Here is a 13,099-nt window from a genome sequence, read left to right as displayed (position 1 = left end):
CAAGAAGACGGGCGTTATCCGCGATTCACACAACTCAAGTATGTTCGACGAACCAAGAACGAAGGAGATAGCGATGAGCGGCACCAACGAAAGCCGTATCTCCGTCATCTGCGTCAGCCCTGTGTCATATCGGTTGCGTCATTCATTTGACATACGCAGCTGCGCTTCAGATTGCAGCCAGCGACGTAACTGCGACAGCACTTGCTCACTGACCCCCCAGTTGTGAACCAGCGTGCAGGACGGGAAATCGAACAATGCGGCGGCAAGGTCGGATTCGCGTTCGCAGATCATACGACGATTGAGGGGATTGTAGTACACATCGAAACCACCGACACGACCACATGCGCGCAACGTCGACTCAGTCGTGGAAGCGGACATAGCCAAACACCTCCTGCCATGCCACGACTATGTCCGGCGCGACCGAACGAAGAAAATCCACGATGCCTCGTTCCTCTTTAGAAGACATGTCCGGAGATGACTTCTCCAGTCGAACATCGCCGTTTTCGAGAATCCAGAATTTTGCCGACGAAGGCGATTGCTTGCCACGCGCCACATGCACGTGAATGGGCTCGCCGCTTTCATTAGCCCAGAAGTAAACGAGGAATCCGCTGATTCTATAAAGCCCAGGCATGGTCGACCCCTCCACGTTGCGCATAGTCCATAATGGATTTCATGCCGCGGACCGTGCTGATGAGGAATGCCGCCGCCTGGCTATTACTGAACCCCTTGTTCTCGACGATGCGTCCCTCCGGAAGGGTGACTTCAAGGTGCTGGCTCCCCTTGTCGAAGAACACCAAAACATTATGTTCAGGCGTCATGTCGGAATGCGTGACCTTTACACCGTCACCGGTCTCGTAGTAATCGAAGATGCGCATGACAACCTCCTTGCCATCACTATTGTATGCACGGGCATTCGCCATAGGTCCGATTGCGCCCGTCCCGATGCCTGCCATGCGCGTCGCAAACTTTCACACAAATCACTCTTGACCGGCACGCTAAGCCACGACGCCACAATACACGCCGTCAACGCCCTCGGCGAGGTACCGCCCGAATCACAGGTATGGCTCTGATCTTCATCGGCTGGCGCGGCAACGCTGGCGGTTGCGCCACCAGGAAACCAGGGAACCCACCAAACATGCCAAGCCCGTCGCCAGCATCGTCGAGGCAATCCCCTTGGAATATTCGCCGTGCCCCGCATAGCCAAGCCAAGTGACGACCGTGTAGAGAGCTTCAAGAAGAACGACAGCAAGCCAGAACCACACGGCACGCAATTCGCGCAACGACGAAGGTTTAAAACTTGCGGCATACGCCTGTGCCGATCCGAACTCGTCTTCGAGACCGGAGCCTGATTCCCGGGCCCATTGCCGCGCGTCGTCCACGACGCGCCGGATCCGGCTCTCCGACATGTCCCCGCGCAGCCGTAACGCTCCGGCCAGTTCAGCCAGCCACACGGCATCGTCCGCAGGGAGTCCATCCGTATCGGAGCGACGGGTCGACGCCGGCTTCCAATAGCGCGAGACGAGCCAGATCAGCAGTGCATACGCAACCGTGGCCGGCACCATGACCATCCACGAGGGCAGTTGGGGCAGATCCATCGAATCCGTCAACCAGGCGTACCCCACGACCACGGCCACCCCGACGATCGCCCAGAGCGACACAAGCAGCAACGCCATGGCACGGGAGAATCTGCGAAGACCATATCGCCAAACCGGCACCACGCCGACGGCCGCGATGGACATCAGCAACGGCGCCAGCGCGACCATCGGCGAGTACGACGCGCCGGACAATCCGCCCAGCGCCATCAGTACCGAGAACAACACCGCCGAAACAAGGCCATACACCGCCACGTCGCGTACCGTGAGGGCCTGTGGTTCAAACGCGCCCTCACCGTCCTCGCGCCACCGTTCGATCCAAGCATCCGCCCAGTCCTGCGGCTCGCCGAGCAATTCATCGGCGGATTCCCCAGACTCCCCCAGCACAGCCAGCGCTTCGCGGAACGCCGAACGCGCATGGGCCGCATCCACGTCCTCGTCCATCAGGCGCAGCGCCGCACGATCGGACCAACGAACATCGTCCCTGCGGCCACGCACCCGCTGGAAGCGGTCGTCCATGCCGGCCAGAGTATCGTCATCATCACGTTCGGTCATCATTCCTCCGATCCCGCTGATTCCAGCGAACCAGCGTTTCGTCTTCCCATCGCCGCCCCGGCGTTCAACGCCGCAGCCAGCGCATTCCACTGTTCCCGCTCATGGCCGAGACGATCGGTACCCGCTTCGGTCAGTTCGTACACCTTGCGGCCTGGACCGCCGTCGCCTTCCCGCCATGACGCGACCATGCATCCGTCCGCCACCAGTTCCTCGAGGATCGGGTACAGGGAACCGCCCTTGGGCCTGCCGAACCCCGCATCGCTCAATGCCAGCGCGATGCCGTAACCATGCAACGGTCCCGGCTCCAGCGTCTGCAACACGGCAGTGCGTAATGCCGCCCTGACCCACAAAGCCGGCCAACGAGGCTTAGGCGAGGAAACCCTGCCGCCATCGCTACGATTATCACTCATGTATCTAAGTATATTATCTACCTAGATAGTTGTCAATACCCCTCACGCTTCAAGGAGAGACTCACGGACCGTGGCATCGTTCCCGGACGACGAGCGCCGCGGCACAAGTCACCGCAACGACGACAGCCTCGTGAGAACAAGGCCCGCTTGTGAGAACAAGGCCCGACGCCTCCCATCTGTGCATGTTTGATGGAACGTATTGACACCCACCCTGAACTGAGATGGAATTGACATGAATTCGGCATTATACGAGCGCTTTGCAATGCATTGTTGCCCGAGCGGCCGGAGTCGAAATAGGCATATGACTTGACCGTGTTTGACCAAACGATCTCGAAGGAAATGGATTCTGATGGAACAGTGGATTTCGGCCATCCCGGCCGCGTTGTTCACGCTCGGTCTGTTGGCCTGCACTCTTGACCTCAGCATCACCGCCATTCGCAGCCCCTTTTTCGCGGCAAACGTCCGGATGCCCCAGCTGACGACTTGGATTCCGGTCGGATTGCATTTCGTCCCGCTGGCACTGTACGCGGCCTCGTTCATCGTCTTCACATCGACGGTCGACGGATACGAGCCGGACGTATTCGATTTCTATGCCGGCAACAAGTGGACGGCCCTCGTCATCATCGCCATAACGCTGCTCGGACAGCTGGCCCTGATCGTATACGCGAACCATATGCGCAGAACGCACGCAAACGAACGCGAAGCCCAGCGGAGCCACTGACAAGAACCGCCACGCACGGAGCAATACCGACCCATTGACGCCCTTGTTGCCCGAGAATCTTGCCTCGCCCCGACACCAGCACCGCACCATTGCACTGTTGCGGCATGACGACGGGATATGGGATAATCCACAAGGTGCTTTTGCGTAGGGCCAAGGCGCCGGCGATGACACGGGACAACCACAACAGCGAACGACACGCAACGAGCCGCCCGGGACACCCCGAAAACGGTTGTGTCATTTCAATTTGCGTCATCACGGAATCCAAGTCCCGCAAAACGTTGGAATTGCAACGATAAGACAGGATAAGACACTTCTATGGCTGAATTCATTTACCAGATGATCAAGGCGCGCAAGGCTTTTGGCGACCGCGTGATCCTCGATGACGTGACCCTGAGCTTTCTGCCGGGCGCGAAGATCGGCGTCGTCGGCCCGAACGGCATGGGCAAGTCCACGCTGCTGAAAATCATGGCCGGCCTCGACACCGTCTCCAACGGCGAAGCCACCCTGACCCCCGGCTACACCGTCGGCATCCTGCAGCAGGAACCGCCGCTGGACGATACCAAAACCGTCGGAGAGAACATCAAACTGGCATTCGGGCCAATCGCCGCGAAGGTGGAGCGTTTCAACCGGATCGGCGAGGAGATGGCCAATCCGGACGCCGATTTCGACGCGCTGATGGAAGAGATGGGCAAGCTCCAGAACGAGATCGACGCGGCCAACGGCTGGGACCTCGACTCCCAGCTCGAGCAGGCCATGGACGCCCTGCAGTGCCCGGATCCGGACACCCCGGTTTCCGTGTGCTCCGGCGGCGAACGCCGACGTGTGGCACTGTGCAAGCTGCTGCTTGAGGCTCCCGACCTGCTGCTGCTCGACGAGCCCACCAACCACCTCGACGCCGAGTCCATCCTGTGGCTGGAACAGTTCCTGCACCAGTACAAGGGCGCCGTCATCGCCGTCACCCATGATCGTTACTTCATGGACAACGTGGCCGAATGGATCTGCGAGGTGGACCGCGGCCACCTGTACCCGTACAAGGGCAACTACTCCACATACCTGGAGACCAAGGCCAAGCGTATGGAGATCCAAGGCGCCAAGGACGCCAAGCTCGCCAAACGCCTGAAGAACGAACTCGACTGGGTGCGTTCCTCCCCGAAGGCCCGCCAGGCCAAGAACAAGGCCCGTCTGGAGCGTTACGACCAGATGGAGCAGGAGGCGCGCAACAACAAGAAGCTCGACTTCTCCGAAATCCAGATTCCGGCCGGCCCGCGCCTGGGCTCCACCGTGCTGGAGGCCGAGCACATCCACAAGGCGTTCGGCGACCGCGTGCTCATCGACGATCTGAGCTTCACCCTGCCCCGCAACGGCATCGTCGGCGTGATCGGACCGAACGGCGTGGGCAAGTCCACGCTGTTCAAAACCATCGTCGGCCTCGAGCCGCTGACCTCCGGTTCACTCAAGATCGGCGACACCGTGAAGATCAGCTACGTGGACCAGAACCGCGCCGGCCTTGACCCGGACAAGAACCTGTGGGAGGCCGTCTCCGGCGGTCTTGACTTCATCGAGGTTGCCGGCGTCGAGGTGCCGACGCGCGCCTATGTGGCGTCCTTCGGCTTCAAGGGCTCTGACCAGCAGAAGCTCGTCGGCGTGCTCTCCGGCGGCGAGCGCAACCGTCTGAACCTGGCCCTGACACTGAAGCAGGGCGGCAACCTGCTGCTGCTCGACGAACCGACCAACGACCTCGATGTCGAGACCTTGGAATCGCTGGAAAACGCACTGCTCGGATTCCCCGGATGCGCCGTGGTGATCTCCCACGACCGCTGGTTCCTCGACCGCGTCGCCACGCATATCCTCGCATGGGAGGGCACCGACGAGAACCCGGCCAACTGGTACTGGTTCGAAGGCAACTTCCAGGCGTACCAGGAGAACCGCGTGGCGCGCCTCGGCGAGGATGCGGCACGACCGCACCGCCTGCACCGCAAGCTGACCCGCTGAGCATCGGCTCGCCACAGTAGCGCGATATCAGAGGGAGCGACCCAGTCGGTGTCGTTCCCTCTGATGCTGATGGCATCCAGATCAGCACCCGAACGCACGGATCCCGTGGTTTGGCGGGACGCCCCGTCACGCATGAATGGTTCATTACGGAATCTAACGTATCGTTCACCATTACGTAGTACCGTAGGCGACGGTACGGTGAAGAACCGTCGCAGACTTCGACAACTGAATCGACAATTGAACGCAAGAATCGAGGACATGCTCATGACACAGGCCAAGCCCACCACCCCGTTGGAGCATCTGGTGCATGTGCTGGAGCTCGGCGAACCATCGCGGTATCGCAGCCACACATACATCAATGGCGAGAGCCTGTACTTCCCCACCGGCCGCGTCTACGGCGGCCAGGTCATCGCACAAAGCGTCATAGCGGCGGCCAAAACCGTACCCGAGGGACGACTGCCCGATTCGATCCACGGCTACTTCATCTCCGCCGGGGACATCCGCCAGGACGTGCTGTTCGACGTCGAACTGCTGCGGGACGGCCGTTCCTTCTCCTCCCGTCGAGTCAACGTCACGCAGGCGGAGGGACCGATTCTCACAGCCATCGCAAGTTTCCAGAAAAAGGGCCAGAACGGCGTGGAATATGCCGATCCCATGCCGACTGACGTGCCGGATCCGGAAAGTCTGACCAGCGCCAGGGAACTGATGCAGCCATATGCGGACAAATCCCCGTTCGCCAACTACTATGCCAAGAAATCGCCGTTCGACATTCGCCACGTCACTTCGACGGTGATGCTCGGCTCGGACAACACCGCCACCAGCCATTCCGGCAAGCAAATGGTGTGGATGCGCACCGACGGCTCGCTGGACGTGTCGCAAACCATGCACCGTGCGATACTGGCACTGGGCTGCGATCAGATCATGATGGAGCCTATTGTGCGGCGCGCGGGATTGAGCTTTATGACCCCCGGCATCTCATATGCCACCATCGACCACTCCATGTGGTGGTACCGCGATATCGACGTGAGCCAATGGCATCTGTATGTGCAGGACACGCCGACCGCAGCACACGGGCGCGGTTTGGCCAACGCAAAGGTCTATTCGCAGGACGGCGAGCTCGTCGCTGCCATGGCGCAGGAGGCCATGGTCCGGGTGCCGAATCCGACGAAATAGCAGTCGGCGGTGGGACGACAAGCCGTCAAAGTGGGTCAGGCGACGGCCTGTCGCGCCGCTTCGGCGGCTTTCGTTTTCGGATGTTCCGGCCCCTCATTGGGCGGCAACTGGCAGAATCGCTCCCCCACCATGCCGATGATCATATCAATCAGACATACCACGGCGCTGACCGCGCATTCGACGATCGCCTCGGAGTAGAAGGGCGCATCCGCATGGCAAATGCTGGCCAGCATCTGCCCGCCATACCAGCCGAGCAATGCGGCCGAGGCCAATCCCAACGCCTTGGAGAGCACCAATGCGTAGATCGAAACCGCGGGATTGAGATATTTGCGTTTTCCCTTGATGTACAGGTGAACCTGATAGGCCAGCACAAACACGGCAATGCCGATAATGCCCAACGCAATCGGCACGATCCAGGGCGCGCCGATCAATGCCAGATCACTTTTCTCGGTGATTTTGACCAGCAGGGCCCCGGCTGCCAATCCCAGGGCGACGGCCGCGGCATATTGCCACCACGGTGTGCGACGAGCACTCATGCATTCCCCTCCAATCCGCCAAGGATCCAATTGGCGGACAGCAATCCGGCCCGATCCGCGTCAGGGGCCATGGCCAGCAGAAACGATACCGGATCCTTGCCAAGCCGAGCATCGGAATCCATGTCAAGCCAAGGCGCCAGCACCGCAGCGCGATGCGAGGCCGAAGGCCACGGAACACGGCAATCCGGTTCGTCACTGGTCACGCCGTCCATATCGACCAGATCAAGATCCACCTGATCAGCCAACGAGGCTTCGACCGTGCCCAGCGCGGCTATCAGATGCCTGGCGCCGAGCCTTGACGTGATCTGGATCACCGCGGCCATGGCATCCGGACCGTCATAGTTGGTCACGTTGTACAAAGGGGAAATGCCTTCCACCTGGTTCCCGGGAATGCCGTCAATGGAGGCGATGGCCGAGCGAAACAGGGTTTCGGCCTCAGAAGACGTGGACTCGAGGGATATCACGGCACGGCGGGCAATCCGCCCCGGTTGCTCGGACGAAGACGCCGACGTCTCCGAAGAGCCCGGCACCGCCGAATCCACAGCGGGCGCCAGCACGCCATCATCGCCGTTCAATGAAACCGACGTCACATCGGCCAGCTGCGTCACGCCGCCATCCGCCGCATGCACGATCACATCCACACGCACGCCGCCGCGAAAAGCGGCAATCAGTTCAGCAGGTGCGGTTAACGCCACCCGCGCCGTAATGTCGTTCGTCATTGTTGCCATTCCCCCTATCAGTCTGTCGGAATCACACACGCGATATGCAGATAGGGGCCGCCGCTGCGTGACAACCCCTATCCCATATGGTCAGTTCAACGATGAATCGCTCTCGCCCATCCGCGAATCATTCGCCGGGTTTCATGCCGACGGAACGCTTCAGATCCTCCGGAATCGGCACAGGCGGCAGATCCGAATCGGGACGCTTGCTGTTCGACAGCCAGACGGAACGCTCCGGGGCCTTCTTCAGGTTGGCGAAGATGACGCCGAGCTCCTTCTCGTTCAGCGTCTGCTTGATCAGTAGCTGGCGCACCAGCTCATCGAGCACATCGCGATTCTCGTTGATGATCGTCCATGCCTCGGTATGGGCGGTTTCCACCAGCTGACGGACCTCGTCATCGATGATTTCGGCGGTGCGATCGGAATACTGACGCGGCTGCAGACCATCCATCACCGTGGTCTGGTCATCCTCGTCACCGTACTTGATCGCCCCGAGCTGCGCGGAGAAACCGTACTGGGTCACCATCGTGCGGGCGATCTTGGTGGCCTTCTCAATATCGTTCGAAGCGCCGGTGGTCGGGTCATGGAACACCACTTCCTCGGCGGTGCGGCCACCCATCGCGTAAGCCATCTGATCAAGCAGCGCGTTGCGGGACTCCGAATAGCGATCCTCGGTGGGCATCACCGCGGTGTAGCCAAGCGCGCGGCCTCGCGGAAGGATCGTGACCTTGGTCACCGGATCGGTGTTGTGCAGCGCCGCGGCGACCAAGGCATGGCCACCCTCGTGATACGCGGTGTTGCGCAGCTCCTCGAGCGCCATGCCCTTGGACTTCTTGCGGGGACCGCTCATCACACGGTCGATTGCCTCGTCGATGGCCCGGTTGTCGATCAGCTGGGCGCCGGAACGGGCGCACAGCAGAGCGGCCTCGTTCAGTACATTGGCCAGGTCGGCGCCGGTAAAGCCCGGGGTGCGCACGGCAACCGTGTGCAGATCGACATCCGGCACGAACGGCTTGCCCTTGGCGTGCACCTTGAGAATCGCCTCACGACCTTCAAGGTCGGGAGCGGCCACGCCCACCTGACGGTCGAAACGGCCCGGACGCAGCAGGGCCGGATCGAGCACATCGGGACGGTTCGTCGCGGCGATGATGATGAGGTTGGTGTCGTTGTCGAAACCGTCCATTTCGACAAGCAGCTGGTTCAGCGTCTGCTCGCGCTCATCATGGCCGCCGCCCATGCCGGACCCGCGCTTGCGGCCCACGGCGTCGATCTCGTCGATGAAGATGATGGCCGGGGCGTTCTTCTTCGCCTCGTCGAACAGGTCACGGACGCGGGAGGCGCCAAGGCCGACGAACATTTCGACGAAGTCGGAGCCCGCCATCGAGTAGAACGGCACGCCAGCCTCGCCGGCGATGGCGCGCGCCAGCAGGGTCTTACCGGTGCCGGGAGGGCCGTACAGCAGGACGCCGCGCGGGATGCGCGCGCCCAGCGCCTTGTATCTGGCGGGATTCTGCAGGAAGTCCTTGATCTCCTCGACCTCGGCAAGCGCCTCGTCCTCGCCGGCCACGTCCTTGAACTTCGTCTTCGGGGTCTGGCCGTCAAGCAGCTTGCCGTTGTTCTTCTTGCCCCCCATGCCGAACATGCCGGACGCGCCCTGCATGCGCGACATCAGGAACCAGAACAGGCCGAAGAAGATAAGGATCGGCAGCATCGAGCTGAACAGGTAGCTCAACATGCTGGTCTGCTGCATGTTCGAGGTCCAACCCTTGGAAAGATTGGCCTGCTGAACGGCCTGCGAGATCTGCTGCCCCTGGGCGAAGGTGTAGTAGAACTGGACGTCCTTGCCGTAGTTCTTCACGCGCTTGGTATCGGGATCCGTTTTGGTGAAGTCGCTTTTCAGCTCCAGGCGGACCTTCTGCGCATTGTCGGTGATCTGCGCGTATGTGGCCTGACCGTTCTGGATCAGGGTCAGGCCATCCTTGGTGTCGATGGTTTGGGTGCCGCCGATCGAGAACATCGAGAATGCGCTCATGGCAAGCAGCACGACCACCGCCACCCACAGCCACGGAGACTGCCACAGCGGACGTTTGCCTCCGTTGCCATTATTGCCCCCGTTACCCCTGCCGGCGAACGGATTGCCGTTATTGGGCCGATTGTTGCTATTGGGCCGCTGCGGCCCCTGCGGATAGCTCATGCCTCATCTCCTTGGTATACACGCGGCTTAAGAACCGCAATGGATTCGAGGTTGCGATATCGTTCGTCAAAGTCGAGGCCGAAACCGACCACGAATTCGTCCGGAATATTGAATCCCCGATATTTCACGTCAACGTCCACCTCTCGCCGAGCCGGCTTCTCCAGCAGGGCGAAGACCTCAACCGATGCCGCCCCGCGACGTTTGAGTTCCTCGACGAGCCATGCGAGGGTCCGGCCTGAATCAACGATATCCTCGGTAATGAGAATGTGCCGTCCGCGAACATCGGTGGACAGATCCTGCCTCACCGTGATGGTGCCGGATGATGTTGTGCCGGAACCATAGCTGGACAGGCTCATGAAATCCATCTCGACCGGTATGGACAGTGCCTGGGAAAACTCGACCAGCGTATTCACCGCCCCTTTGAGCACCGCGACAAGCAGCAGGTTCTTGTCCCGATAGTCCTTGCTCACCTGATCGGCGATTTGCCGGATACGTTGGTCGATCTGTTCCTTGGAAACCAGCTCATGGTCAATGTCATCTTGTACGTCAGCGATTCGCATGGGGCCTATCTTTGCACACTTCAATGACTTGACCCTGACGACTTGCCGAGCAGTCGCTGGGAAGATGGACATCCCCCTGCCCGTGCCAATCCGCAATGAGGCGGTCGATCGCCTCGACGTGTTTGGTGGCGACCGGCACGTCAAGTGACCTCAGCGCCGCGACAATCACACGTCTGCGCAGCGCGGGATGGGATGATGCCAGCCGGGCGGCGTCGAGATGGGCGACGCGGTCATCCACCACAAGACTCCGCGCGGCGAGATCGGCTGCCTGCGCATGCAGGTAATCCGCGTCGAGACGGGCGCTGCGGGCCCCGGAGGACAATAACGGCGCCGGATCATGCCCGAAAACCCGGGCCAACGCCGGCATCAGATCATGCCGGATACGCGATCGCAACGGATACGTCGCTCCCAGCGGCTGCGAGGAGGGGATCGCGTCGCCGTTGGTGGGATCATCCCACCAGCACAGACGCAACTCGCGGCAGATCGAGGTGGTTTCGGCACGGGTGAGACCCAGCCAGGGCCGAAGGAACCGCACGCCTTGGCGCTCAAAGCGTTCCGGCATACCGACAACGGCATCCAGGCCCCCGCTGCGCGACAGGCCAATCAGCACGGTTTCAGCCTGATCGTCACGCGTATGCGCCAGCAATATGGCGGCGGCGGACCCGCCCGGGGCATCAGCCGACGAGTCAGCTGCGCCGGCCATGCCGACCAGCGCGTCATACCGCGCCTCGCGCGCCGCGGCCTCCACGCCCCGCCCCGCGACATCACCGATATCGATGCGGCGCGACATCACCGGGGACAGACCGAGCTCCCGGCAGCGGGCAATCGTCCGCGCGGTCACGTCGCCGGAATGAGCGTCGATCCCGTGATCGACGATCGCCGCGCCGCACCGCAACCCCAACGACGAGCACACAATATGGGCAACTGCCGCCAACGCCATGGAATCACGCCCACCGGAGCATGCGACCAGAACCAGTGGGGCATCCGCCGACGGCGAATGCACGCCATGCCTGCGAAAACGTTCGTCCTGACGCACCAGCCCCACAGCCTGCAAAGCCCCGCGCACCTGTCCGATGCCCCTGCGCAGCGCCGCCGAATACGCCATCGCCGATCCCGCCTACAGCCGCACCAGGCCGGAGACGAAGGCGTCAATGGCGTTATTCGCCGCCGCCGTATCCGAAGAATGATTGACGACAATCGAAAAGATCAGCACGCCGCCCGAGATCCTGGAGCAATTGCCGCTCAGGGAACGCACGCCGGACAGGCTGCCGGTTTTGGCACGCACCAGGCCATAGGATTCCTCGCTGAAATGCCTTCGGACCGACACCGTGCCGTTCAGACCGGTAACGGCAAGCCCCTCCGCTGCCGCAGCCGTCGCGCTGCCCCCGTGAAGCATCGCATGCTGCACGCCGGCCAACGTCCGCACCGCGAGCTGCGAACCGGGAGCCAGGCCGGAACAGTCGGCCATTACCAATCCCCCGGTGCTGACGCCATGCTGCTCCAACTGGCGTTTCACAGCCGCCGTAGCTCCTGCGGGCGAGTTGTCGCCCCCGGTTTTCAGGGCAGTCAGCCGTCCCAGCAGTTCAGCTTGCGTATTGTCCGAGTTATGCAGCATAAACGCCATGATCTCGCCGATGGTGGCGGAGTGCACCGTGGCAATGGGAGACGTGTTGGCGGGGGTGGTCCCTTCGACCACCTCACCGTTCACCGCAATCCCATGACCGGTCAGCTGCGTGGCGAACGCGTGCGCGGCATCGGACGCGGTGGCCACCGACAGCGTCGGGTACACATGAAGTTCGTCCGGATTGGAGGGCCGCTTCATCGCACCCCATATACGGCCGCCGTCCACCGCCATGGACGACACCGCCGTGGCATACGCATGACCGCCATTATTCTGCTCGATATTCGGCACGTCACGCTGCGAACCGAACATCGAATCATCGTATGCCAGATTCACCGATGTAATGCCACGCTGCTCGAGCGCCGCGGCGGTTTCGGCGGCAAGCGTGCCCAATCCGGCCCGGCCATTGACATGATCGGGGTCCGAATCCCCCTCGCCGAGCAGCATGTCTCCATGCCCGGTCAGCGTGATCGTCGCGCCCGATTCGGATTGAGCCAGACGGACCTCCGTATCCAGCGTGGAATCCGTATCCAGTGCCAGGGAAGCCGCCAATGCGGTAAGGGTTTTCATCGTGGACGCCGGTTCGCGCTGAACATCGCCGTTGCGCTCCAGCAGCGTCTCGCCATTGGACGAGGTAACGGTCAGGGAATAGTCGGAACCGACGCCGGGCGCCGCGGCGAAGGTGTCGGCAAGGGCAGTCAACGAGGCATTGTCGACGGGTGCGTCCTGCTCCAGGGAGGCCGCCACCGGCGAGGACAGCACCGCGCCGCGAGGAGATTCGAAGGATCGCACCGTCACGGGACTCAATGTCAGAGGGCCGGGAACCACGTCGAAGATGTCGGCGGCGACGAATCCCACGCAACCGGCAAGCGTGACAGCCGACGACAGAACGACGACAAGCGGCCGGCTCAGACATGCGAAGCCCCTTCTGATGCTGGTATGCCGCGTCATCCATCCTCTTTTCCATGTCGGCCCATGAGACAAAGCACGCGAAACGAATCGACCGCGCCTGGGATCATCGTTCCC

General features: G+C 61.7%; 14 protein-coding genes. 3 read left to right on the top strand and 11 right to left on the bottom strand.

The window, feature by feature from the left end; all coding sequences use genetic code 11:
- Positions 1–138: 138 nt before the first annotated feature.
- The 5 genes from B2994_RS03495 to B2994_RS03475 form a co-directional block, all read right to left on the bottom strand.
- The gene (locus B2994_RS03495) at positions 139–378 is read right to left on the bottom strand and encodes a hypothetical protein (RefSeq protein ID WP_291526996.1); all 240 of its coding nucleotides are present in this window, start codon (positions 376–378) and stop codon (positions 139–141) included.
- A complete protein-coding gene (locus B2994_RS03490; protein WP_291526995.1) occupies positions 359–655 on the bottom strand; it encodes a DUF4160 domain-containing protein in 297 nt (98 codons plus the stop codon). Before B2994_RS03490 ends, B2994_RS03495 begins: the two co-directional genes overlap by 20 nt.
- Positions 615–875, bottom strand: a complete 261-nt coding sequence (locus B2994_RS03485; RefSeq protein WP_291526994.1) for a hypothetical protein — start codon at positions 873–875, stop codon at positions 615–617. The genes B2994_RS03490 and B2994_RS03485 overlap by 41 nt, the downstream gene beginning before the upstream one ends.
- Before the next feature lie 198 nt (positions 876–1,073).
- Entirely contained in the window at positions 1,074–2,147 is a 1,074-nt protein-coding gene (locus B2994_RS03480; protein WP_291526993.1) for a hypothetical protein, read from the bottom strand.
- Positions 2,147–2,557: a PadR family transcriptional regulator gene (locus B2994_RS03475; protein ID WP_291526992.1), complete on the bottom strand. Its 411-nt coding sequence runs from the start codon at positions 2,555–2,557 to the stop codon at positions 2,147–2,149. Before B2994_RS03475 ends, B2994_RS03480 begins: the two co-directional genes overlap by 1 nt.
- A 349-nt stretch (positions 2,558–2,906) precedes the next feature.
- Between B2994_RS03475 and B2994_RS03470 the strand changes: the two genes are divergently transcribed.
- The 3 genes from B2994_RS03470 (at position 2,907) to B2994_RS03460 (ending at position 6,443) form a co-directional block, all read left to right on the top strand.
- Positions 2,907–3,278: a hypothetical protein gene (locus tag B2994_RS03470; protein ID WP_291526991.1), complete on the top strand. Its 372-nt coding sequence runs from the start codon at positions 2,907–2,909 to the stop codon at positions 3,276–3,278.
- A 315-nt stretch (positions 3,279–3,593) separates the two neighbouring features.
- A complete protein-coding gene (gene ettA / locus B2994_RS03465) occupies positions 3,594–5,270 on the top strand; it encodes an energy-dependent translational throttle protein EttA (RefSeq protein WP_291526990.1) in 1,677 nt (558 codons plus the stop codon).
- Between the two features lie 264 nt (positions 5,271–5,534).
- On the top strand, positions 5,535–6,443 hold the full coding sequence (locus B2994_RS03460; RefSeq protein WP_291526999.1) for an acyl-CoA thioesterase: 909 nt from the start codon (positions 5,535–5,537) through the stop codon (positions 6,441–6,443).
- Between the two features lie 35 nt (positions 6,444–6,478).
- Here B2994_RS03460 and B2994_RS03455 read toward each other — a convergent pair whose 3' ends face one another.
- The 6 genes from B2994_RS03455 to dacB form a co-directional block, all read right to left on the bottom strand.
- Positions 6,479–6,979: a DUF3180 domain-containing protein gene (locus tag B2994_RS03455; RefSeq protein WP_291526989.1), complete on the bottom strand. Its 501-nt coding sequence runs from the start codon at positions 6,977–6,979 to the stop codon at positions 6,479–6,481.
- A complete protein-coding gene (locus B2994_RS03450) occupies positions 6,976–7,698 on the bottom strand; it encodes a 2-amino-4-hydroxy-6-hydroxymethyldihydropteridine diphosphokinase (protein WP_414630633.1) in 723 nt (240 codons plus the stop codon). The genes B2994_RS03455 and B2994_RS03450 overlap by 4 nt, the downstream gene beginning before the upstream one ends.
- A 127-nt stretch (positions 7,699–7,825) precedes the next feature.
- The gene (ftsH, locus tag B2994_RS03445) at positions 7,826–9,892 is read right to left on the bottom strand and encodes an ATP-dependent zinc metalloprotease FtsH (RefSeq protein WP_291526988.1); all 2,067 of its coding nucleotides are present in this window, start codon (positions 9,890–9,892) and stop codon (positions 7,826–7,828) included.
- A complete protein-coding gene (gene hpt, locus B2994_RS03440; protein ID WP_291526987.1) occupies positions 9,889–10,452 on the bottom strand; it encodes a hypoxanthine phosphoribosyltransferase in 564 nt (187 codons plus the stop codon). The genes ftsH and hpt overlap by 4 nt, the downstream gene beginning before the upstream one ends.
- A complete protein-coding gene (gene tilS, locus B2994_RS03435) occupies positions 10,439–11,557 on the bottom strand; it encodes a tRNA lysidine(34) synthetase TilS (RefSeq protein ID WP_291526986.1) in 1,119 nt (372 codons plus the stop codon). Before tilS ends, hpt begins: the two co-directional genes overlap by 14 nt.
- 12 nt (positions 11,558–11,569) lie before the next feature.
- Positions 11,570–13,024, bottom strand: coding sequence for a D-alanyl-D-alanine carboxypeptidase/D-alanyl-D-alanine endopeptidase (dacB, locus tag B2994_RS03430; protein WP_291526985.1), 1,455 nt, complete (start codon positions 13,022–13,024; stop codon positions 11,570–11,572).
- Positions 13,025–13,099: the final 75 nt, after the last annotated feature.

The organism is Bifidobacterium sp. UBA744, from assembly GCA_002298605.1.
In the GTDB taxonomy this organism is placed as follows: Bacteria; Actinomycetota; Actinomycetes; order Actinomycetales; family Bifidobacteriaceae; genus Bifidobacterium.
Note: the sequence above shows the minus strand (reverse complement) of the source record. Positions and strands in the feature narration are given on the sequence as shown.

Excerpts from the sequence above, each read along its gene's own strand:
- B2994_RS03455 (WP_291526989.1), bottom strand. The coding sequence starts at position 6,979 with ATGAGTGCTCGTCGCACACCGTGGTGGCAATATGCCGCGGCCGTCGCC.
- ettA (WP_291526990.1), top strand. The coding sequence starts at position 3,594 with ATGGCTGAATTCATTTACCAGATGATCAAGGCGCGCAAGGCTTTTGGC.
- B2994_RS03490 (WP_291526995.1), bottom strand. The coding sequence starts at position 655 with ATGCGCAACGTGGAGGGGTCGACCATGCCTGGGCTTTATAGAATCAGC.
- tilS (WP_291526986.1), bottom strand. The coding sequence starts at position 11,557 with ATGGCGTATTCGGCGGCGCTGCGCAGGGGCATCGGACAGGTGCGCGGG.
- hpt (WP_291526987.1), bottom strand. The coding sequence starts at position 10,452 with ATGCGAATCGCTGACGTACAAGATGACATTGACCATGAGCTGGTTTCC.
- B2994_RS03460 (WP_291526999.1), top strand. The coding sequence starts at position 5,535 with ATGACACAGGCCAAGCCCACCACCCCGTTGGAGCATCTGGTGCATGTG.
- B2994_RS03470 (WP_291526991.1), top strand. The coding sequence starts at position 2,907 with ATGGAACAGTGGATTTCGGCCATCCCGGCCGCGTTGTTCACGCTCGGT.
- B2994_RS03480 (WP_291526993.1), bottom strand. The coding sequence starts at position 2,147 with ATGACCGAACGTGATGATGACGATACTCTGGCCGGCATGGACGACCGC.
- dacB (WP_291526985.1), bottom strand. The coding sequence starts at position 13,024 with ATGACGCGGCATACCAGCATCAGAAGGGGCTTCGCATGTCTGAGCCGG.
- B2994_RS03495 (WP_291526996.1), bottom strand. The coding sequence starts at position 378 with ATGTCCGCTTCCACGACTGAGTCGACGTTGCGCGCATGTGGTCGTGTC.
- ftsH (WP_291526988.1), bottom strand. The coding sequence starts at position 9,892 with ATGAGCTATCCGCAGGGGCCGCAGCGGCCCAATAGCAACAATCGGCCC.
- B2994_RS03475 (WP_291526992.1), bottom strand. The coding sequence starts at position 2,557 with ATGAGTGATAATCGTAGCGATGGCGGCAGGGTTTCCTCGCCTAAGCCT.
- B2994_RS03450 (WP_414630633.1), bottom strand. The coding sequence starts at position 7,698 with ATGACGAACGACATTACGGCGCGGGTGGCGTTAACCGCACCTGCTGAA.
- B2994_RS03485 (WP_291526994.1), bottom strand. The coding sequence starts at position 875 with ATGCGCATCTTCGATTACTACGAGACCGGTGACGGTGTAAAGGTCACG.